Consider the following 20836-nt stretch of genomic DNA (forward strand, 5'->3'; position numbering starts at 1 on the left):
TCTATTATAGCATATTTGTGTACATTTTTCCACACGGTAACAGAGCAACAGAACAGATAGCCTCAAAGAAATAAGCTGATAAAAAACGGTTGACAGAAAGATTCCTTTAAGCTAAAAAACTCTAAGCCATAAATTAAAAGAATTTTTCATCCATGCGGCTACATCCATCCCGTAAACGGATTGTAAAATTTCTCCGGTTAAAACCTCTTCTTTTTTTCCTGAGGCTTGTATGGTACCGTCTTTTAAAAAAATAAGTTTATCTGCAAATTGCAGGGCTAGGTTTATATCGTGGAAGACTCCGATGACGGCTTTAGCTTCTTTTTTGCAAATCTCTTTTAAAAAAAGAATAAGCTCGGTTTGGGCTTTTAAGTCCAGATGATTTGTAGGTTCATCGAGCAGGATAAGTTCGGGTTCTTGAGCAAGAGTGCGGGCCAGATAAACCCGCTGAAGCTGACCGCCTGAAAGTTCATCTATTTTCTTTTCACGCAAATTCCAAATGTCTACAGCCCTTAAACATTTTTCTACATAGGCCCTGTCTTTTTTTGAGACTGAAAGAAAAGAGCTGCCCTCTCTGTGTGCATATCTTCCCATCATAACGGTATCATAAACGGAATATGAAAAATATATCGAAGAAACTTGACTTAAAACGGCTATTTTTTTTGCTATGTTTTTACGTTTGATATTTTTTAAGTTTTGACCCTTTAAAAGAATTTCACCCGAATAGCCGATAAGACCGGCAAGAGTTTTTAAGAGGGTCGTTTTTCCGCAGCCGTTAGGACCCAAAACACAAAGGCTGTCTCCTTTTGAAACCGAAAAGGAAATATCTTTTAAAACGGGAGTCTTTGAATATCCCGCGTAAAGCGATTTTACGTTTATTAAAGGACAGTCCATAAAAGTTAAGTCCTCCTCCGTCCCTTAAAATAGACATAGCAAAAAAACGGAGCACCTGCGAGGGCGGTGATTGCACCCACCGGAAGCTCTTGGGGGGACAAAATAGTTCTTGCCGTCATATCGCATAGAACCATCGCAGTGCCTCCTATACAAAAGGACACAGGGATCACTATCTTATGCCTTGCACCGACGAGCTTGCGTACAATGTGAGGCGCTATTAAATCGATAAAACCGATTATGCCTACAAATGAAATTACTGTTCCCGTAAGGGCTGAGGCTAAAAACAAAAGAAGCCATTTAACTTTTTTTGTATCTAGACCCATAGTCTTAGCCTGCTCTTCTCCGAAGGTAAGCAAATCCATTTCATTTGAAAACCCTGTAAGAATCAAGGTTCCGGCTGCACAGATAGGCAATAACACGTTAAAGTTTTTTATATTTTGACTTGCAAAGCTTCCCATCTGCCAAAATATCAGGCGGGCCATTCCGTCCCGATTAAGGGCGATTATTATGGTTATAATTCCGTTTATAAAGAGAGAAAAAACTATACCTGTTAAAATAATCGTCGAGTTTTCAAAATTCCTATCAACTAAGGATGCAAGTTTAACCGAGGCATAGACTGTAAGAAGGCCTGCAATAGTGCCTGCAAGAGGAAGGGTAAAAACCGGTATTAAAGGAAGAGTGAATCCTGTCAAAATTACCAGAGCAGCTCCCAAGGCGGCGCCGGATGAAACGCCCATGGTGTAAGAAGAAGCCAATGGGTTCTTTAAGATACTTTGCATTACGGCCCCGCTTACGGCAAGGGAGCCGCCTGCCAAAAAAGCGACCAGCACCCTAGGCAGCCTCACGTTCCAAACTATTGCAACAAAGGTCGATTCAATATTGTAAATTTCTTTTTGGGCTATTTTTGAAAATATGATTTTAATAATATCTTCGGGCGGAACAAAGACCGAACCTATTCCTATTCCCAAGATGAGAACAAGGATGCAGGCTGCAATCGAGCCTGCAAGCTTGAATTGAAGTTTCATTATTTATAGATTTCGGGATAGACGGCTTTAGCCATTTCTTTTAAGGCCTTTATAATGTTATGGTTAGGTCTTGAAGAAGAATTTGTATCAATACCGAAAACCTTTTTGCCCTTTACGGCTTTAAGAGAAGCCCAGCCTGATCTGGCCATTATTTCATCAATCGGATTAGGTATATAGTTTACATTGGTCAAAATTACATCGGGATCCTTAGCTAAAACCATTTCATCGGAAACGGCTATCCAACTTTTTTGATCGGCAAGAATATTTTGAGCGCCGATAATTTCGATCATCTCATTTATAAATGTTCCTGTTCCCAAACTGTACATATAAGGAGCGGCTCCTATTTCAAAGTAAACTGTTTTCTTTTTGTCTTGGGCAATAGCAGCTCCTTTTTTTCGGACAGCTTCGATTTCTTTTTGCATATCCGAAATAATTTTTGCTCCGTTTTTTTCCTGTTTTACGGCGGCAGCTATGTATGCAATATCAAGATAAATGGCCTCGATACTCGAAGATGAGGGAATGTTGACAACACAGATACCTGCATCAATTAAGGGAGAAAAAGGAGTATTACCTTTTGCATTCGACATCCCTGAGATAAAAACTACATCCGGTTTTAGGGCAATAAGTTTTTCTGCATCAGGCTTCATCATATCGAAATATGGGATATCCTGTTTTAAAAGCCCATCCTTTTTAGTGTTGGTATCGGCGGCAATAATCTTGTCGGCTACACCTAAATCAATTAGAACTTCCGTGGTAGACGGAGCCATCGAAACAATTCTTTCTACATTTGCAGGTAAGGTAATCGGGGCACCAGCCCTGTCCATCGTTAAATCAACCGAGGGAAGGCTTGCTTCTTTTGCGCCTCCTGCAAAAACCATTGTGCCGGCTGCCAAAAGCATGGCCAGCACAAAGAAGCTTTTCTTAAAATTCTTCATAGGATCCTCCTAGCTTTGATAATATATCATATAATGTTTATGTGAATCAGTCAAGTTTGTTTTTTAGCTGAAAATTATTCTCATAAAGCGTTTTTTACCGGCACGCAAAATCATCTCGTTGTCCTTGTCAAGTTTTTCTTTTCCGATTAGAGCCTTGATGTCCGAAATTTTTTCTTCGTTTATAAAGGCTCCTCCCTGCTCGATAAGACGGCGGGCATCGCTTTTGGTGGAGGCAAGTCCTGCTTCGGCAAAGAGGTCAAGAACTCCGATACCCTCATTTAATTTTGAAAGACTCAAATTCGCCGTGGGCATAGCATCCTTATTTCCTCCGCCCGAAAAAGCCGCCCTTGCTCCTTCCAAGGCTTTTTCCGCTTCTTCTTTTCCGTGAATGAGGGCTGTAACTTCAAAGGCTAATCTTTCTTTAGCCTTGTTTATGTCCCCTGCACAAACCGATTTTATTTCTTCTATAGGAAGGAATGTAAAAAGCAGCATAAACTTTTCGGCATCGGCATCGGCTGTGTTTCTCCAATATTGGAAAAAATCGTAGGGAGAAAGAAGGGCAGGATCCAAGAACAGAGCTCCTTTTTCGCTCTTTCCCATTTTTTGGCCGTCGGCTCTTGTAACCAGAGAGAAGGTGAGGGCAAAAACTTCGCCGCCTCCCTTTCTGCGGATAAGGTCGCTTCCTGCAACCATGTTTCCCCACTGGTCATCACCGCCTATTTGGAGTTCGACATTGTAGTTTTGATTGAGCATTAAAAAGTCATAGCTTTGCAAAAGCTGATAATTGAATTCCAAAAAGGAAAGCCCCGTTTCCATTCTTTTTTTGTAGGCTTCAAAGCTGAGCATTTTGTTGACCGAAAAGTGAGAACCTATATCGCGTAAAAAATCGATGTAGTTTAAATCTGCAAGCCAATCCTTGTTATTGACAAAGCGTACATTCTTAATATCTTCCGCTAAAAATTTTTCAATCTGTTTTTGAATTGAGGCCGCATTTTTATCGAGTTCATCGTAAGAAAGCATCTTACGCATTTCTGTTTTTCCCGACGGGTCTCCTATTCGCGAAGTGCCTCCGCCGACTAAAACGGCTCCCTTGTGCCCCTCGCTGCATAAATGCTTTAAGGCAAAAATCGGAACCATGTGCCCTATGTGTAAACTTGACCCTGTCGGGTCGATACCTGTGTAAAAGGCGATTTGCCCCTTGTCCATTCTATCGGAAAGGGCTTGCAAATCGGTACATTGCTGGATAAAGCCCCTCTCCTGTAATATTTTTAATGCTTTGTTCATGTTTTGACTATACAATAATTTTTAGCTTAGGTCAACAGATTTATTAGGATTACAATTGACACGCTTTTCACATGGAAATCAATTTTGTAATATTTTTTTGATAAAAGATATATCCATGAGAGCTTTAAACATAATGTGTGACAAAGAAGATTTAGGTGCATTTTTTTGTTTGTATCGCGAGACCAAATTTAACGCCACTTTCCGTCCTATGTTCAAGGCTTGTTGTAGATTTTTATCTAAAAGCCGACAAAAGTCTTCTCTAAAATGAACATCTAATAACCAATGCATGGTTTCTACAACCCATTCTTTTCTTGCTATATCCAATAGCTGTTGAGCTGTAAGTTTTCTGCTCGAAATATAATAATGCCATTCATCACTCTTTCCTTTCTTACTCTTAAACTCTGAATGAATAGCTCCAATACAGCTTAACCCCTCCCATTCATCCGTATTATCCATCCAACCTAAATTAGTTGTGCAGAAGGCTGTTCGCTTTTCAACTCTTTCACGATTTTTTTCACTTTTACAAGCCGTGTCCATTTGTTTTCTTAGAATTTCATCTTGAACATATTCTTCAATATCCGCTTTTAATAAAGGCTGGTTCCCTTTTACCGACAATAAATAGTCCCCTTTTCCTTCTTTTATGATTTTTGCCGTTTCTTTTTGACAATTTAAGGCATCTGCAACGATTATATGCCCTTTTATATTAAGAGTTTTTATAAGAGATTGAACCGTAGGTATCTCATTTGTCTTTCCTTTAACACACTTTTGTGCCAATGTTATACCAAATTCTGCAACTTGTGCAGAGACTATGTGCAGCGGACTTTCATAGCTGCTCATTTTATCTGTTGAACGGATAGTTTTTCCGTCTATCGCTATTGTAAGAGGCTTTTCTGTACCGTATTCTTTGATAAGAGCTTCAGCCATATTCATAAAACATTCGTTTAATGAGTCTATGTTTATCAATTTAAGTAGACAGGTTAGCCAATAATAGCAAGGTATCTTTTTTATGCCGAATTCTTTATTGAGCCTATCTTTTATAATGTCGGCAGTTGCCCATTCGTGTATTTCTCTAATGTTTTTACGGCCGCAAAGAAGTCCAAGTAGTAATATTTTTAAAGCTTCATTTACGCTGTAAAAATATCCGTCGTAATTGCTTATTATTTTGATGTCGTTAAAGTAATCAAATATATTTTCTATTTCCATACCTACATTATCGGCAGTTTTTAGTAAAATTGATTTCCGTGCGCTTTTCACGGCATAATTGACACTCTCCGCTTTTTTTTTGCTATAATAAACTTTCGTTTGCCCCGATGGTGGAATTGGTAGACACGCTAGTTTCAGGTACTAGTGCTTAACGGCATGGGGGTTCAAGTCCCCCTCAGGGCAAAACTTTAAAACCTACAATGACCGTCATAAGGATTTTTTATGGATGCCGGAGCTTTAACAGACAAGATAATTATTATTCGTTTACTTTTAAGCTTTTTAGCCGGTTGTTGTATAGGTATGGAGCGTTCCGGTAAAAGACAGGTAGCAGGCTTACGCACTCATATCTTAATTTGTGTGGGTGCATGCGGGATAATGCTGATATCCATCTGGCTTCCTCAAATGAGCGGTAAGGGCGATACGGCCAGAATCGCCGCTCAGGTTGTTTCGGGTATGGGTTTTTTAGGTGCCGGAGCGATTTTGAAGATAGGGGCCAACGTAAAAGGACTCACAACAGCGGCTTCAATATGGGTAATTGCAGGAATAGGCTTGGCTATAGGAAGCGGGCTGTATACGGCCGGAATAGTGATGACCGTTATTTCTTTAGTAACTCTTTCACTTATCAATAGGCTTGAACTTAAAATTTTCCCTGTAAGACAAAATAAATTCTTAGAAATATATTTTCACGGAAATAAACCTCCAATGGCGGAGATAATAAATGTTTTATCGGACTATTCTGCATCCATTGTATCTACAAATGTCCGTTCGTCAAAATCGTCCAAGGGGTATTCTAAGGTCGTTCTTTTTATAAATGTTCCTAAGAAGCTGGATATTTCCAAGATGACCGAAGACTTTCAAAAAATAGAAGAAGTAGATACAATAGTAATGCGAGAAAAAATAACCTAAAAAATTCTTAAGGTAAAACAAGAGGTATTGTTAATTGAAAGACACAAACAACAGCATAAGTATAAATGCTGAATTATCCAAAATGATATTATCCGCCTCAGGATGGAGAAAGGTTTTTGCCGACTCAGGCAAAGAGGAAGACGAAAGCCCCGACATAAAATATGAAGATTCAATACTGGTATGTCATGCGGCTTTGGCCTTTGCCGAATTTTTAAAGACAAATTTTCCTAAAATAAAGACGATAGTAATCGGCAGGGACAGCCGGCCTACAGGCGTTGCTATCAAAGAAGTCTTTATAAAAACTCTTGTTTCAACTTCTTATGATTTAAAGGTTGTAGGCTGTACGGCTGCTCCCGAAATCATGGCTTATTCAAGATCGATAGGTGCAGCCTTTGCTTATATTTCCGCCAGTCATAACCCGATAGGGCACAACGGCCTTAAATTCGGCTTGGACTCAGGCGGCGTCCTTGACGGAGATCAAGCGAAAATTTTAATCAACATGTTTAAAGAAAGGCTCAAAGCCGATGATGCCGAAGATGAAGCTTTAAAATTCCTGAATGATTATAATTTAAAAAAATTACAAGATATAAGAATGCAGACAGTCTATATAAAAAAAGAAGCATTGGACTCTTATTATAATTATTCTAAGGCTGTAATTACAAATTCGGCTGACCCTAAAACACAAAATAACTTTTTTGATAAAATAAAAAAAGCGGTTATTGCTGCAAAAAAAGAAGGTCATCCTCTTTCTATAGTTGCCGATTTTAACGGAAGTGCAAGAGCTGCCTCCATTGATAGGCAGTTTTTTACGGACAGTGAAATAGCCTTAATCGGTATAAACGAAGTACCCGGAAATATCGTACACGGGATATTACCTGAAGGAGCTAATTTAGATTTTTGTGCAAAAAAGATAGAACATCTTCACTTGGATCCGGATGCAAGCCCGTTGGATAAAAACTGCTTTTTAGGTTATATGCCCGATTGTGATGGAGACCGCGGAAATATTATCTATTGGAATGAGGTGCTTAATAAGGCTGTTCCTCTTGAAGCTCAAGAAGTATTTGCTCTTTCGGTGATTGCAGAAACGGCTTATTCTTTCTATTGTAAAAGAGGTAATAAAAAGCCCGCTATTGTTGTAAACGGGCCTACATCCTTGCGGATTGAAGAAGCGGCAGCCTGTTTTGGTGCTGAAGTTTTTAGGGCTGAAGTAGGCGAAGCCAATGTGGTTAATCTAGCCGCCGAATTGCGGGAAAAAAATTATGATGTCCGAATTTTAGGAGAGGGGTCGAACGGAGGAAACATTACTCACCCTGCAAAGGTAAGGGATCCGATAAATACCATTTTTGCAATTTTAAAACTCCTTTTAATAAAAACGGAATTTATAAAAAAAGGGCTTTTCCATATTTGGTGCGAAAAGTCAAAACAAATGGATAAATATAAACCCGATTTTACCTTGACCGATATTTTAAAAACTCTTCCTCAATATACAACAACTCCCACCGGAGAAAAAAGAGCTATTTTAAAAATCCGTACTGAGGATCATTCCGTTCTAAAGGGCAGTTATCAAAAGATATTTGAAGAAGAATGGGCTAAAAAGAAAGATGAACTTAAAAGCAGGTTCGGTATTGTAAGGTACCGCAGTTTTTCAAATAACGGAACAAAGCAAAGCGAAGATCTTAAAGACTTTTCCGTTTCGGGAAGGGGCGGCCTTAAGATTCAATTTTATAATTCAAAAGATGAGCCTATAGCATTTATCTGGATGCGCGGTTCGGGAACGGAGCCCATATTTAGAGTAATGGCCGATATAAGAGGTCTGTCGCTTGAAGATGAAAAATACTTGGTTGAATGGCAGGGTGAAATGGTAAGGCGTGCCGATTTAGGCGCATAGTTTAAAAAAGAATTATTATTGGAGATTCGATAAACATTACGGCTTGAAATACAAGCCTCCATGTTTATCATTATTGGAGAAAATTATGGGAATTAGAGGTGAACTTTTTACAACTCAGGTTTCGGCAGAAAACCGGACTTATTTTTTTAATGTTAAAGAAAATACAAAGGGCGATGTTTTTTTACAGGTTGTCGAAAGCAAGGTTTCTGAGGGGCTTGGCTTTGACCGCCATGCCGTTGTCGTATTTGAAGATGAGATGAGACCTTTTTTGCAGGGCTTGGATAAATGTATAGAATTTATCGAAAAAAACAGAAAAGAAAAAGCAAAGACTAAGGCTAAGAAGGTTAGTGATGCAAAAAAGGCTGCCGAAAAAAGCGATAAGCCTGTAAAACCTCGTGCTTCAAAGAGGCAAAGTACTGAAAAGAAGGACGGGGAAAAATCGAGAGTAAAAAAAGTAATAAAAAAGAAGAGCCGCTGAGGCTGCTAAGCTAACGGAAAGTTTGTCTGTAATTTTGTATTTGGGTTACTTGCACCTTGTTATATCGCCTGTTTTATGATAAAATAAACATTATATGAAAAATTGGCTGCTTGTACCTTTAGTGTTTATCTCAAATTTTGTCTTAGCTGTTTTAGCATTTTCTATATCGGTTGGAATTTGGCAGTCTTTGATGTATGGAGATGTATCGGGCATATTTTTCTCTGCCTTTTTACATTGCCTTTATCTGATACTTCCCATAGCCTGTATTATTTCGATATTCGCAGTCTATGTTTTTATGATGAGACATTCCGAACACTACGGCCTTTCTTTTTTAACCTTGATTATAACATTTGCTTTATTTTTTGCTTTTATTATTCCTCTCATGTACTCTCAAGGAGAAAAAATAAATCAGGCCTTTAACTTAAAAGAAAAGGTTTTAATTGACGATAAGCACCTAGAAACTTTTATAGAACAGCCTGCCTTTGTGCAGGCTGCCGGCAGCATAGTCCGCCCCTTTGTATATGATATATATGAACAATATAAAATTTCTTACACATCCTATCTTATTTTTTCGGGTTCGATTTTTTTGCTTATATTTTCTCTTTGGATATTTACAACAATAACGGAATGGAAAATAGTCAATTTTACTTTTTTACCGCTTTTATTAATCTTAATACTTTATGCTTATAGTTATATAAGAACTGAGGACTTTATCTTGAGTATAGAGGATATTCTTCCTTTTGAAATCATGAGGTTTTGGATAAGGCCTATTTTGTTTTGTCTTTCAGCCTTAGTGTTTTTTATTTATACATCGATATTGCTGCTTGTAAGGCGTGCAAAAAAAATGCCGAAAAAACAAAAGATTAAAAAACCAAAAATAAAGGCTCCTAAAGTGAAGAAGCCTAAGGCTCCTAAAATTAAAATGCCGAAACCGGTTAAGCCTAAAAAAGGCGAGAAAATAAACGAAGAATTTGATACCTTCATTCCCGATAGCTTAGGGGGCTTTAGCGAGGGGGATATTGATGCATAAAATTTCAAAATTTTTTCCTTACCTTTTTGTTCACTTTTTACTTGGTCTGGCTGCTGCCTTTGCTTATGTTTTTTTTATGCCTATAAAGGAAACCGTTCTGCCGGTATTTTTATTTTCATGGAAAATTCGTGAATCGATCTTATTGTTTATTTTTTATTTTCCCTTTATCTATACATCAGCTTTGATTTTTGCCTACCCTATTATTTTCGGAAAATTCGGACCTGCAAAAATGCAGAGGCGGTCATCCGCTATGATTCGCTTTATTCAGCATTTTTTTAATTTTTCTCTTGCCGTTTTATCTTTTTATGTAGTTTTGGCTGAAGCCGTTAAACCTATTTTAATGGAGAACCAATCGCGAGCCGTTTATCAAGCTCTTACACATAAAGAATATACTGAACTTGCAAAAGAAGCCTATGACAGGAATGACTATGGCCAAGCCGGAGATCATATCGGAAGGGCTTTAAGCATATGGCCCCAGTCGGAAGAAGCCATGAAGGTGAATGAAGAGATTAAGATTGCCAAAGAAAAACTTTCCATTGATAACACCGATTCTGTTTTAAGAAAAAATATCTCAGAGGTAGATAATATAAGCATGACTGCAGAAGCTGCCTTAAAAAAAGCGGAAAGAGCCGCTCTCGCATTCGATTTTTATACGGCTCACTATTATGCAAAACTTGCTATGCAAACTTTTCAGGACGGAGATCCTTTAAAAATTGATGCAGAAAATCTTGCGGTACGGGCTTGGGCCGAGGTTGAAAAAGGTTTGACTTCATATAAAGATGCTCCCTCTATTGCCTTATATAAAAGTAAAAAGTCTGCCTATGAAGCTTTACAGAGGGGAGATTATATAAGAGCTTATTATTCTTTCTTACAAATTGATTCGTCTATGCGGGCTTTAAATCCCGATAAAAAAGATCCTGAGGTTGAACGGTTTTTAAATCTATCTAGGATTGAGCTTGAAAAAAAAGTCTTTTTTACCGATGAGCTTAAAAATATTCCCAACTTTATAATGAGGGGGGACATAAGTTTTACTGTCGGAGAGCATAGCCATGAATATGCCGGAATAAAAGTACACGGTATCTCTCATGGAAGCTCTACTTTACGTAATGAAATATATCTTATGAATGTTTTATATACACGTTTAGGGATATCCAATGCCGAAAAATGGTCTATAATTATTCCTTATGCAAAACTTATAGAAGTTGTAGACGATGAAGGAAAAAACAGGTTAATGCTTCAGATTTGTTCGGTTGATAGATATTCTGAAGAAAATACCGTTTACCCCAAGGTTTTGACCGGAGAACTTCCAGGGGAAAATGTTCATAATATTTTACTTCCCATGACCATGGCTGATTTTATTTTAATTGAAAAGTCTGTGAGCGGACCTTCGGCTATGAAGATATCGGATTTGTACTATTTTAGTTTGATAGCCGAAAAGTACGGTTTAAAAAAAGAAGCCTATTTGAGCGAGGTACTATACCGTTTGACTGAACCTCTTTTATTATTGATAGTTTCTTTACTTGTGCTTATATTGGCTTGGCGCTTTAGAGTTTCGCCGGGCAGGCGGTTAAATAAAAGCTTATTTTTATTTTCACCCCTTTGTCCGTTTTTGTCTTATATTTTAATGGAAACTCTTAGATATGTTTTTAAACTACAAATTGCATTTTTTGTTTGTTTGACGCCGCGGTATGTATCTCTTATAGTTTTTAGCGTGCCTATCATAGCCCTTATTTTTTTGATTATTACGCTTCTTTATCAGCGTTCGGAGTAAAATGTCTGATAAGTTTGCTTTGCGTTTTTTTAAATAGCTTTTGTAAAGCTTGAGGCATGCCGGCAGCCGAAGTTATGTCTTCTGTTTAAGTTGTTTAGGATCGATTGCTCCGGCACGTATTAAGGCAATTTTTGCAGTTACCGGTCCCAAGAGTTCATATAATACCGATGATGCCAGTATGATATTAAATAAAATCAAACCTTCTTTCTCAGGTAACAGCATTTTTCCCATAAAAGCGAGGCCTATCGCAACACCGGCTTGCGGCATTAAGGCAAACCCCATATTGTTTGTAATCTTTTTATCGATTGATAACATTTTACATGATGCAAAGGCTCCGATATATTTTCCTATAATACGGATGACAAAATAAGCAACGCCTATGATGCCTGCAGTCACAATGATACTTAAATCCATATTCATACCGGAAATAATAAAAAAACTACTCATAACCGGCGGGGAAAAACTGTTCATTTGCTCAAATAATTTTTTATCGTTTGTACGGTTATAATAAACGGCTCCGCACACCATACAGGCAAGAAGCGGACTCACCTTATAATACGAGCACACTCCCGAAATAAAAAACAGAAATGCGACTGCCAATATCAATCTATTATCAAAGCTTCTTTTTTCAGTTATCATAAATTCCATACACAGAGCAGTAAAATAGCCTAAAATCAGCACCGCAGCATTTAGTCCGATCGGTTTTATAATACTCATAATATTGAAACCGTTGCTTTCCTGCGCATTAACCACTGCAACCATTATACTGAATACAAAAAGACATACGACATCGTCAAAAGCGGTAATCCGTAACAATAAATCAACAAAGTGCCCTTTGCCGTTGTATTCTTTTATCGTCATGATGGTGCTTGCCGGAGCCGTAGCTGTTGCAATTGCACCAAGCAAAAAAGGAAAAGAAAGTTCCATTTTAAATACGAAAAGCATGGAGAGTGTAACCAGCAAACCCGCAAGCAGCGATTCGCACAGAGTAATAAATATGATATTCCGTATCTCTTTTTTATCGTTGCTGCGTTTAAAATACCGCCCCATATCAAAAGCGATAAAACTGAGCGCAATAATGGAAATAACGTCCAAATTTATAATAAACCGCCGGTGAATAAGATGCAGCCCGCTTGGGCCTATAATAATTCCGGCCAAAATATAACCGCTAACCTTAGGCAGCTGTATCTTTTTTGTAAAACGTGTTACAAAAAAACCGCTTATCAGTATCAATGCAAACGAGATGAGGATTGTAGTGGGTAAATCAAGGTCTGCAACTATATTATAAATAAAATCCAATATATTCATATCAATTAATAAGTATACGGCATACCTCCATGGAATACAAGAGGGCCGTTTTATTAGACTTATTATACTTGAATTAAATTTTTACGTGATGTAATAAGGGTCCTTACAATTCTTTCAAAACTATGATAGAATACCGAATATAATTTTAGGGAGGCTTTAAAATGTCTTTATTGTTTTCTAGTTTTAAAATTAAAAATATAGAGCTTAACACAAAATTGGTAATGCCTCCTATGGCTTCCGAAAAGGCCGATGCCGGCGGAATTGTGAGCCAAGCCCTTTGCGATTATTATGATGAAAAAACTAAAGGCTTTTATGTGGGGCTTGTAATAATAGAACACTCTTATGTCAGCCCCGAGGGAAAGGCCAGTACAGGACAGCTTTCTATCTCGGATGATTCTACAATAGAAGGTTTTAAAAAACTGGCTTCCGTTCTGCATAAAAACGGATCAAAAGTTATTGCCCAGATCTCTCATGCCGGAGCGGCAGCTCATCACGAGATAACCGGGTATGACGTGTTAAGTTCAAGTTCAGTTATGATTCCGCGTAAAAGCTCGAATTATGAGCTGCCTCGTGCGATGACGCAGGAAGATATAAATAAGGTTATAAACGATTTTGTTCAGGCTGCAAGGCGTGCGAAGGAAGCCGGCCTTGACGGTGTGGAAATACATTCTGCCCACGGCTATCTATTGAATCAGTTTTTTTCACCTATTATGAATAAACGAACAGACAAATACAATGGATCTTCCATCGAAGGCAGAACAAGACTTCATATAGAAATTATAGAGGCCATTCGTAAAATAACCGGCCCCGATTTTTTAATTGCCGTCCGTTTGGGGGCTTGTGATTATATTTCCGGAGGAAGTTCTCTCGAAGATTCCGTAAAAGCCTGCCTTCTTTTTAAAAAAGCCGGAGTTGACTTACTTGATATTTCGGGAGGCTTTTGCGGATATACCAATCCCGAACTTGAAGAAGAAGGATGGTTCAGCCGTATAACTCAGGCCGTAAAAGAAAAAGTAGGTGTACCCGTAATTCTCACCGGAGGAATTGTAAGCCCCGAAGCTGCCGAAAAAATTTTACAGGAAGGAAAAACCGATCTAATCGGTGTAGGACGGGCTCTTCTAAATGATTCCGGCTGGCCTAAAAAGGCAAAACAAAAATTGGAAGGCTAAATAATTAGGAACAATAAAGGCTTCTTGCTTTTTGCCTAAAAATTCTATATAATAAACAATCCTTTAGCGGTTCTTCATGTTGGCCGCATTTGATCAAAAAAAATTAAAACTTTTTTTTAAAAAAGTAGGAAAAAAGCTTTTTAATTTGTATAATATTAGTAGAATTAAGGAGAATATTGTGGCAAAAGCAAAAAATGAAGTACCGGCAGTTGCAAACCCGGATGATAAGTTAAAGGCTCTGGAGGCTGCCCGTCTTCAAATCGAAAAACAATTCGGGCAAGGCTCCTTGATGAAGTTAGGTAATAATTCCGCTATCGGAAATATAGAAATTATTCCTTCAGGCAGTATTCTTTTAGATGAAGCCCTTGGAATCGGCGGTTATCCCCGCGGCAGAATTATCGAAATATTCGGCCCCGAATCTTCGGGTAAGACTACGATAGCTCTTCATGCCGTCGCCGAGGCACAAAAGCAGGGAGGCATAGCCGCCTTTATCGATGCCGAACATGCCTTGGATCCCCAATATGCAAAAGCCTTGGGAGTAAACATTGATGAGCTTTGGGTTTCACAACCCGATACCGGAGAACAGGCCCTTGAAATAGCAGAAAGCCTTGTACGCTCCGGAGCAGTGGACATAATAGTAATTGACTCGGTCGCAGCCCTAACGCCTCAGGCAGAAATTGCCGGAGAAATGGGAGACTCTCATATGGGTTTACAGGCCCGCTTGATGAGCCAAGCCTTGAGAAAACTTACTGCTATTATAGGCAAGTCCAACTGTATGATAATCTTTATCAACCAAATCCGAATGAAGATAGGCGTTATGTTCGGAAGCCCCGAAACAACCACGGGAGGAAATGCCCTTAAATTTTATGCCTCCGTCCGGCTGGATGTACGGAAAATTGAAACTCTCGGCAAGGACGAGGATGAAGCATGGGGAAATAAGATTCGTGTAAAGGTTGTAAAAAACAAGGTTGCTCCTCCCTTTAGAAAGGTAGAAATGGAAATCCTTTTCGGAAAAGGGGTTTGTCCCTATGGAAGCCTCTTGGATTCTGCCGTAAAACAAGAGATAATAGGCAAAAGCGGCTCATGGTATTCTTACGGGGACGATAAAATCGGGCAAGGCAGGCCCAATGCCGTAAAATTCTTAGAAGAAAACATCGACATAGCTCAAAAGATTGAAAAAGAATTGAGAGAAAAACTTTTCCCGGGCAGACCTTATGTTTCAAGTTTTGTAGAAAAAACAAAAGAACAAAAAGAAGCTCAAGAAAAGGCCGTAGAAGCTCTTAAAAAAGAAGACGGTTCAAAGGACGCAGCTTCTAAAGCTAAAAAAGAAGAAGCGGATGATGCTGCCGAAGAAAAATCTGCTGCTTCAAAGACAAAAAAAACTGAAACTGTAGGCCTTCCGGCTGACGACAGCCTTTTTTAAGTTTTAAAAATTTGAGTTTTTTTTAAAAATGCCGAACAATAAAAGAGGAGCGGCATTATGAGTACACAAGCTTTAAGTCAGATTGATACGCAGGAAGTAAGTTATTCCAATACGGAATTTAAGGTGCATAACTTTGAAGGCCCCTTAGACCTTCTTCTTTTTTTGATAAATAAAAACGAGGTAAATATCTACGATATTCCGATTGCAGAAATAACCGAGCAATATCTGGAATACCTTGATTATGCAATTGAACCCGATTTGGATAACCTTGTCGATTTTTATTCGATGGCCGCTAATTTAATTTATATAAAAAGCAGAATGCTTTTGCCGGTTGAAGTTTCGGTTGATGATGAAGACATCGAAGACCCGCGTTCCGAGCTGGTCGATAAGCTCATTGAATATCAAAAGTATAAAAAACTTTCCGAGTTGATGGAAGAAAAAGAAAGCGAAGCGGAATGGTTTTTTGAAAGAAAAAAAATTCAGCACGCCCTGCCTTTTGGAGAAGAAGAACTTTGGGAGCGGGTAGATACTTGGGATCTTTTAAAAACCTTTTCTCAGCTAATGTCCAATTATAAGGCCGAACACATCTTAGACCTTTATGAAGAAGTTTCGGTAAACGAGAAGATTACCCTTATGAACGAATTTTTGGAAAAGAAGGGTGAGTGTATGTTTACCGACTTGATTGTGCGCAAAGGGAATTTAATGGATGTGGTCTGTGCCTTTATGGCAATTTTAGAAGCCGTTAAATTTAAGATGGCAAGCATCTGGCAAAACAGAATGTTCGGCGATATAAAAATACGCCCATGGGAGCAAGATAATGGTTCAGAATTATAATTTGGAAAAAGAAATCTCCTTGGTTGAAGCTATCCTCTATTTGGAAGGCGACCCTTTAACCGATGAAGCTCTTTGTAAAATTTCAGGGCTTTCGCCGGAAATCGTGAGCGATGCCATCAAGGCCTTGCAGGAATCCTATGCTTCTCCCCAAAGCGGAATTGAACTTGCTAAAATGATGGGCGGCTGGGTGATAATGCCGAAAAAAGATTTGTGGGAACATTTAAAAGACCGCTATGGCAAAAAAAATGAAGGCCGGCTTTCCCGTGCCGCAATGGAAACCCTTTCTATAATTGCTTATTCCCAGCCGGTAACAAGGGCCGAGATTGAAGCTATCCGTGGCGTTTCCGCCGACAATATGATTCGCCTCCTTATTGAAAAGGACCTTATAAAAGAAGTCGGCAAAAAAGATGTCCCAGGGAAGCCTGCAATGTTCGGTACCACAAAGGAATTTTTAAAAATCTTCAGACTTAACAGTATTGCCGACCTGCCTAAACTCGATGAAACCGAAAGAGAAAGGTTTGAGCTTGCTCGATAAGAGAACCTTCGATTAAGAGAATCTTTTAATTTTTATGATAGACGAAATAAGACTTCAAGTTTATTTAGCCCGCTGCGGAGTTGCTTCAAGAAGAGCCTCTGAAAATCTCATCTTAAACGGAAGAGTAAGCGTTGACGGTAAAATAGTAACCGAACTCGGTACAAAAGTTTCGGGTAAAGAAAAAATCTGTCTTGACGGAAAACAAATTTTCCCCGAGTCCGAAAAACGGTATATTCTATTGAATAAACCTGAAGGCTATGTTTGCTCATTGGCCGATGAAAAAGACAGGCCCATCGCCGCCTCTCTTTTAAAAGATACCTATACCGAAAGGCTTTACAATATAGGCCGCTTGGATATGCTTTCCGGCGGAGCCATTCTTTTTACAAATGACGGAGATTTTTCTGCAAAGGTTGAGCATCCTTCTTCCGAAATTGAAAAAGAATATGAGGTAATAACCGTCTTTGAATACCCGGATGAAATCCTCCAAAAATTTTTAAGAGGAGTGCGTATCGAGGGCGTTTTTTATAAGGCTCTTTCGGCAGAACGCATAGCCAAAAACAAAATGCGTATAGTTTTAATTGAAGGTAAAAACCGCGAAATCCGCCGAGTCTTAAAATTCTTTAATATCAAAATAAAAAAACTGACACGGGTCAGAATAGGCTGTGTTTATTTATCAGACCTCCCCTCCGGCAAACACCGCCCCTTAACTTCTGAAGAGATTAAGGGACTATTGGGGTAGTGTATTTTTGTGCACAGAAAAGCACTAAGAGACTTTAGTTTTTTATTAAAATATAGTATAATTAAATAGTATGGAGGTAATTTATGGCTACATCAAGTTTGTCAAAATCTTTTGTTATAAAAACAAAAAAAGAAGCCGGTAATTTTGTAAAATTATTTTCAGAGCAAGAAAATCAAAGACCCTTAAAAAATGTTAATATTGTAACTCTTTCTCAAGAGCGTTTAGTAGAACTGATAAATGCAAAAAGAAAATAGTTTTGAAATTATTAGATTATTTGATCTATTGGAAACAGAAGGCGGAGAGATTTTTTTTAAATCAATGTCGGATGTATTTTCTTCAATAAATAAGGATGTTGAAGAATTTTTGAAGGAAAAAGCAATTCAATCAACAAAGCTCAATACCTCATCTACCTATCTTGTAGTTTCTTCAAAAAAAGGATGTGATATTTTAGGATACTTTACATTAGCTACAAAAATGTTGACTTTGAAAAAAGAGGTTTTATCAAAGTCAGAAATAAGAATTATTAGCCGTTTTGGATATTATGATAAAGACTCTAATTCTTATAAAATACCTGCAATTCTTATTGCCCAGTTTAGTAAAAATTTCAATAAAAAATCAAAATCAATTAACGGCTCTGATTTAATGGATATCGTTTTAAAACAAGTAAAAAATATTTTGAATTTAACCAGTGGAAAAGTAGTTTTTATTGAATGTGAAAAAATAGAAAAAGTAATAAATTTTTATGAAAATAGCGGGTTTCAAATTTTAGATACTGAAATTGTAACAAAAAATAAGAAAGACTTTATACAGCTTTATCGTGTTTTGTAGTTAAAACTTGCAAAAACATAAAAACAACTTGACACCTCAAATTATTGCATTTAAAATATAAGTATGCACGATATAAAATTAAAATCAATCACTAAAAGCTATTCTGTAGGAAACGAAAAGCAGATTGTTTTGGAAGACCTTTCTTATAATTTTGCTTCGGGAAAAATAAGTTTTATTTTGGGACCTTCAGGCAGTGGAAAATCGAGTCTTTTAAATATAATTGCAGGTATAGATAAAAACTAAAAAAGCATTTCAAGTTTTATTGCAGGAAAAATTGAAGTTATTTTTTTTATCATTTGTAAAGACGGATTTGATTTTTTTTCCAAACGCTGATAGCTGTATACATTTTTCATTCCGAGTTTTTCAGATACTTGTTTTTGTGTTAGATTTAGTATTGAGCGGTTATGGCGTAATAAGACGGCAAGAGCTATTTCGGGCTCTACGGGAATTTCCAGTATGTTCTTACTGCAGGTAGTTATGTCCTGCGGCAAAGGGAAAACAATGTGTGAGGATTGAGGTTCTTCGAGATATAGATTAAGAGCTTCAAAACAGGCTGATTTTAGTTCTTCGGCTGTTTCTGCTTGAGTAAGGCAGCCTGAAAGCTCAATACATTCTGCCCAAAAACCGTTTTCTTCTTTGTGTACCAGAAAATGATATTTCATTGTGTACCTCCCCTTTTGACATGAGAACCTTTTTGTGAAATCACTTTCCATCCGGCTTTTTTATAAAGGCGGAGCATATCTTTTCCGCTTAACGGCATAGTTTATAATACCAAATATATTTGGTATTATCAAGTATTTTTTGCCCGATGATTACTTGATTTTACACAATAATATGTGTAAAATCTACTATAGAGGTAAATGCTATGGCAACTAATCTTGCAATAAATGAAGAGCTGCTTGATACAGCCTATAAGATAGGCGGATATAGCACAAAAAAAGAGACGGTAAATACGGCTCTTGAAGAATTTATTAAAAGGCGAAAATCCGAAGATCTTATAAAACTATTCGGGCAAGTAGAATATGATCCTCATTATAATTATAAAAAAATGAGGTTGAGATGAAGTTTGTATTGGTCGATACTTCAGTGTGGTCTCTTGCTTTTAGAAAAAAGCAGCTTACAAGTGATGACAAAAAATTATTGGATTATCTTTCATTTTTAATCCGCAATCAGTATGCGGTTATGATAGGTCCTATACGGCAAGAAATTTTAAGCGGTATATCGGATGAAGAAAAATTTATCCGGCTTAAAGAAGCTCTCGAAACATTCTCGGACTTTGAAATAACCACAGAGGACTATGAAAAGGCTGCAGAATATTATAATAAATGTAGGAGTAGGGGTCTTCAGGGCTCTCACACAGATTATTTGATATGCAGTGTAGCTCATAGCAATGATTTTTTAATATTGACTTTGGATAAGGATTTTGAAGCCTATAGAAAATACATAGATATTGACTTGGCAGATATTGGGAGACCTTTATGAATATTTTAGAAAACACATTGAATTCGATTAAACCCGTTTCGGAAGAAGAAGGAAAAAAGGCCAAGCTTTTTTGGGACAGCCTTGCTCATCCGCCGGGTTCTTTGGGGGCTCTTGAAGAGATGACGGTAAGGCTTGCAAAAATCAAGGGCTTTGACAATTTAAAAATCGATAAAAAAATAACGGCTGTTTTTTGTGCGGATAACGGAGTTTATGCAGAAAAAATTACCTCACAGCCCCAGATAACCACCTTCTTGCTTGCCGAGATTATGCACACGGGAAAAACAGGTCTAGGAACAATTTCAAAATGGTCAGGAAGCGGTATCAGAGTTTACGATGTCGGAATGATAAAAACAAGTGCACGGAAAGATGTCATCAATAAAAAAATAAAATTCGGTACGGAAAACATAGCCCAATGCCCTGCGATGAGCAGGGAAGACTGTATCCGCATTATTGAAACCGGAATAGAGGCGGCCTTTGAAATCGCCGATGAGGGCTTCGATATTGCAGGAATAGGGGAGCTTGGTATCTGTAATACTACCACAACGGCAGCTGTGCTTTCAGGCCTTTGCGGAGTAGAGCCTGAGCTGACCGTAGGACGCGGGGCTTCTACGACAGAGGCTATGTATGAGCTCAAGATTAAGAGCGTAAAAAAAGCGATCGAAATAAACGCCCCCAAAAAAGGCGATTCAATCGATTGCATTTCGAAAGTCGGGGGCTTTGATATTGCGGCAATGTGCGGCTGTTACATAGGCCTTGCTGCCCGCGGAATCCCTGCCGTAATCGACGGCTATATTTCGAGTCTTGCAGCCCTCTGTGCCGTAAACTTAAATCCTCGCATAAGGGATTACCTTTTTGCTTCTCATAAGTCGGAAGAAAGAGGAGCTAAGATATGCACCGCTGAGCTTGGAATCGAGCCCGTCGTAAATATGAAAATGCGTTTGGGAGAAGGAAGCGGCTGCCCTCTCTTGTTTAAGCTGCTTGAAGGGGCAGTCTTTACCATGCAAAATATGGGAAAATTTACCGAAACCATGATAGACGGAGCCGATTTAGTGGATATCAGAAAATAAGCGAAAAAACTTTCTGCCTTAGATAAGTTGCAGATTCCAA

23 protein-coding genes and 1 tRNA gene are annotated in these 20836 nt (G+C 38.2%); 17 read left to right on the forward strand and 7 right to left on the reverse strand.

The genetic code is table 11. The features are described from left to right. Positions 1 to 111: 111 nt before the first annotated feature. From E4N78_RS03040 to E4N78_RS03060, 5 genes are all read right to left on the reverse strand, one after another. Entirely contained in the window at positions 112 to 891 is a 780-nt protein-coding gene (locus E4N78_RS03040) for an ABC transporter ATP-binding protein (RefSeq protein WP_255811603.1), read from the reverse strand. A 5-nt stretch (positions 892 to 896) separates the two neighbouring features. Continuing rightward, on the reverse strand, positions 897 to 1916 hold the full coding sequence (locus E4N78_RS03045; protein WP_255811604.1) for a FecCD family ABC transporter permease: 1020 nt from the start codon (positions 1914 to 1916) through the stop codon (positions 897 to 899). Continuing rightward, positions 1916 to 2851, reverse strand: coding sequence for an ABC transporter substrate-binding protein (locus E4N78_RS03050; RefSeq protein WP_255811605.1), 936 nt, complete (start codon positions 2849 to 2851; stop codon positions 1916 to 1918). The genes E4N78_RS03045 and E4N78_RS03050 overlap by 1 nt, the downstream gene beginning before the upstream one ends. 63 nt (positions 2852 to 2914) lie before the next feature. Continuing rightward, on the reverse strand, positions 2915 to 4135 hold the full coding sequence (tyrS, locus tag E4N78_RS03055) for a tyrosine--tRNA ligase (protein WP_255811606.1): 1221 nt from the start codon (positions 4133 to 4135) through the stop codon (positions 2915 to 2917). A gap of 78 nt (positions 4136 to 4213) precedes the next feature. Next, on the reverse strand, positions 4214 to 5389 hold the full coding sequence (locus tag E4N78_RS03060; RefSeq protein ID WP_255811607.1) for an ISAs1 family transposase: 1176 nt from the start codon (positions 5387 to 5389) through the stop codon (positions 4214 to 4216). Between the two features lie 50 nt (positions 5390 to 5439). On the opposite strand from E4N78_RS03060, the gene E4N78_RS03065 reads away from it, so the two are divergent. From E4N78_RS03065 to E4N78_RS03090, 6 genes are all read left to right on the forward strand, one after another. Further along, a tRNA-Leu gene (locus E4N78_RS03065) sits at positions 5440 to 5521 on the forward strand. Positions 5522 to 5560: 39 nt separating this feature from the next. Next, complete coding sequence (locus E4N78_RS03070) at positions 5561 to 6244, forward strand: MgtC/SapB family protein (protein ID WP_255811608.1); 684 nt, start codon at positions 5561 to 5563, stop codon at positions 6242 to 6244. A gap of 34 nt (positions 6245 to 6278) precedes the next feature. Then, positions 6279 to 8132, forward strand: coding sequence for a phosphoglucomutase (locus E4N78_RS03075; RefSeq protein WP_255811609.1), 1854 nt, complete (start codon positions 6279 to 6281; stop codon positions 8130 to 8132). An 85-nt stretch (positions 8133 to 8217) separates the two neighbouring features. Then, positions 8218 to 8610, forward strand: coding sequence for a PUR family DNA/RNA-binding protein (locus tag E4N78_RS03080; protein ID WP_255811610.1), 393 nt, complete (start codon positions 8218 to 8220; stop codon positions 8608 to 8610). A gap of 94 nt (positions 8611 to 8704) precedes the next feature. Continuing rightward, positions 8705 to 9640: a hypothetical protein gene (locus tag E4N78_RS03085; protein WP_255811611.1), complete on the forward strand. Its 936-nt coding sequence runs from the start codon at positions 8705 to 8707 to the stop codon at positions 9638 to 9640. Then, complete coding sequence (locus tag E4N78_RS03090) at positions 9633 to 11411, forward strand: hypothetical protein (protein ID WP_255811612.1); 1779 nt, start codon at positions 9633 to 9635, stop codon at positions 11409 to 11411. Before E4N78_RS03085 ends, E4N78_RS03090 begins: the two co-directional genes overlap by 8 nt. A 72-nt stretch (positions 11412 to 11483) precedes the next feature. Here the strand turns inward: E4N78_RS03090 and E4N78_RS03095 are convergent, their stop codons facing one another. Beyond that, positions 11484 to 12719 (reverse strand): cation:proton antiporter, encoded by a 1236-nt coding sequence (locus tag E4N78_RS03095; RefSeq protein ID WP_255811613.1) that lies wholly within the window; start codon positions 12717 to 12719, stop codon positions 11484 to 11486. Between the two features lie 161 nt (positions 12720 to 12880). On the opposite strand from E4N78_RS03095, the gene E4N78_RS03100 reads away from it, so the two are divergent. The 8 genes from E4N78_RS03100 (at position 12881) to E4N78_RS03135 (ending at position 18490) form a co-directional block, all read left to right on the forward strand. Next, positions 12881 to 13888, forward strand: a complete 1008-nt coding sequence (locus E4N78_RS03100) for an NADH:flavin oxidoreductase (RefSeq protein WP_255811614.1) — start codon at positions 12881 to 12883, stop codon at positions 13886 to 13888. Positions 13889 to 14066: 178 nt separating this feature from the next. Further along, complete coding sequence (recA, locus tag E4N78_RS03105) at positions 14067 to 15311, forward strand: recombinase RecA (RefSeq protein WP_255811615.1); 1245 nt, start codon at positions 14067 to 14069, stop codon at positions 15309 to 15311. Positions 15312 to 15368: 57 nt separating this feature from the next. Beyond that, positions 15369 to 16145: a segregation and condensation protein A gene (locus tag E4N78_RS03110; RefSeq protein ID WP_002692957.1), complete on the forward strand. Its 777-nt coding sequence runs from the start codon at positions 15369 to 15371 to the stop codon at positions 16143 to 16145. Beyond that, the gene (gene scpB / locus E4N78_RS03115; RefSeq protein WP_002672067.1) at positions 16129 to 16680 is read left to right on the forward strand and encodes an SMC-Scp complex subunit ScpB; all 552 of its coding nucleotides are present in this window, start codon (positions 16129 to 16131) and stop codon (positions 16678 to 16680) included. Before E4N78_RS03110 ends, scpB begins: the two co-directional genes overlap by 17 nt. Positions 16681 to 16714: 34 nt before the next feature. After that, positions 16715 to 17419 (forward strand): pseudouridine synthase, encoded by a 705-nt coding sequence (locus E4N78_RS03120; protein ID WP_255811616.1) that lies wholly within the window; start codon positions 16715 to 16717, stop codon positions 17417 to 17419. 83 nt (positions 17420 to 17502) lie between these two features. Beyond that, positions 17503 to 17673 carry a hypothetical protein gene (locus E4N78_RS03125; protein WP_255811617.1) on the forward strand — a complete coding sequence of 57 codons (171 nt, stop codon included), beginning with the start codon at positions 17503 to 17505 and terminating at the stop codon, positions 17671 to 17673. Next, positions 17657 to 18247 (forward strand): hypothetical protein, encoded by a 591-nt coding sequence (locus E4N78_RS03130; protein WP_255811618.1) that lies wholly within the window; start codon positions 17657 to 17659, stop codon positions 18245 to 18247. Before E4N78_RS03125 ends, E4N78_RS03130 begins: the two co-directional genes overlap by 17 nt. A 63-nt stretch (positions 18248 to 18310) precedes the next feature. Next, complete coding sequence (locus E4N78_RS03135) at positions 18311 to 18490, forward strand: ATP-binding cassette domain-containing protein (protein WP_255811619.1); 180 nt, start codon at positions 18311 to 18313, stop codon at positions 18488 to 18490. Here the strand turns inward: E4N78_RS03135 and E4N78_RS03140 are convergent. Next, a complete protein-coding gene (locus E4N78_RS03140; RefSeq protein WP_002689737.1) occupies positions 18487 to 18909 on the reverse strand; it encodes a type II toxin-antitoxin system HicB family antitoxin in 423 nt (140 codons plus the stop codon). The two genes, E4N78_RS03135 and E4N78_RS03140, sit on opposite strands and share 4 nt — an antisense overlap. Before the next feature lie 203 nt (positions 18910 to 19112). Between E4N78_RS03140 and E4N78_RS03145 the strand changes: the two genes are divergently transcribed. Genes E4N78_RS03145 through cobT form a run of 3 tightly spaced genes read left to right on the forward strand, consistent with a single transcriptional unit; the run spans position 19113 to position 20796 of the window. Next, complete coding sequence (locus E4N78_RS03145) at positions 19113 to 19310, forward strand: type II toxin-antitoxin system VapB family antitoxin (RefSeq protein WP_002670205.1); 198 nt, start codon at positions 19113 to 19115, stop codon at positions 19308 to 19310. Further along, positions 19307 to 19729, forward strand: coding sequence for a type II toxin-antitoxin system VapC family toxin (gene vapC / locus E4N78_RS03150; RefSeq protein WP_255811620.1), 423 nt, complete (start codon positions 19307 to 19309; stop codon positions 19727 to 19729). Before E4N78_RS03145 ends, vapC begins: the two co-directional genes overlap by 4 nt. Next, positions 19726 to 20796 (forward strand): nicotinate-nucleotide--dimethylbenzimidazole phosphoribosyltransferase, encoded by a 1071-nt coding sequence (gene cobT / locus E4N78_RS03155; protein ID WP_255811621.1) that lies wholly within the window; start codon positions 19726 to 19728, stop codon positions 20794 to 20796. The genes vapC and cobT overlap by 4 nt, the downstream gene beginning before the upstream one ends. The last annotated feature ends 40 nt before the right edge of the window (positions 20797 to 20836 follow it).

The sequence above is a fragment of the Treponema denticola genome (assembly GCF_024400535.1).
Lineage (GTDB): Bacteria > Spirochaetota > Spirochaetia > Treponematales > Treponemataceae > Treponema_B > Treponema_B denticola_C.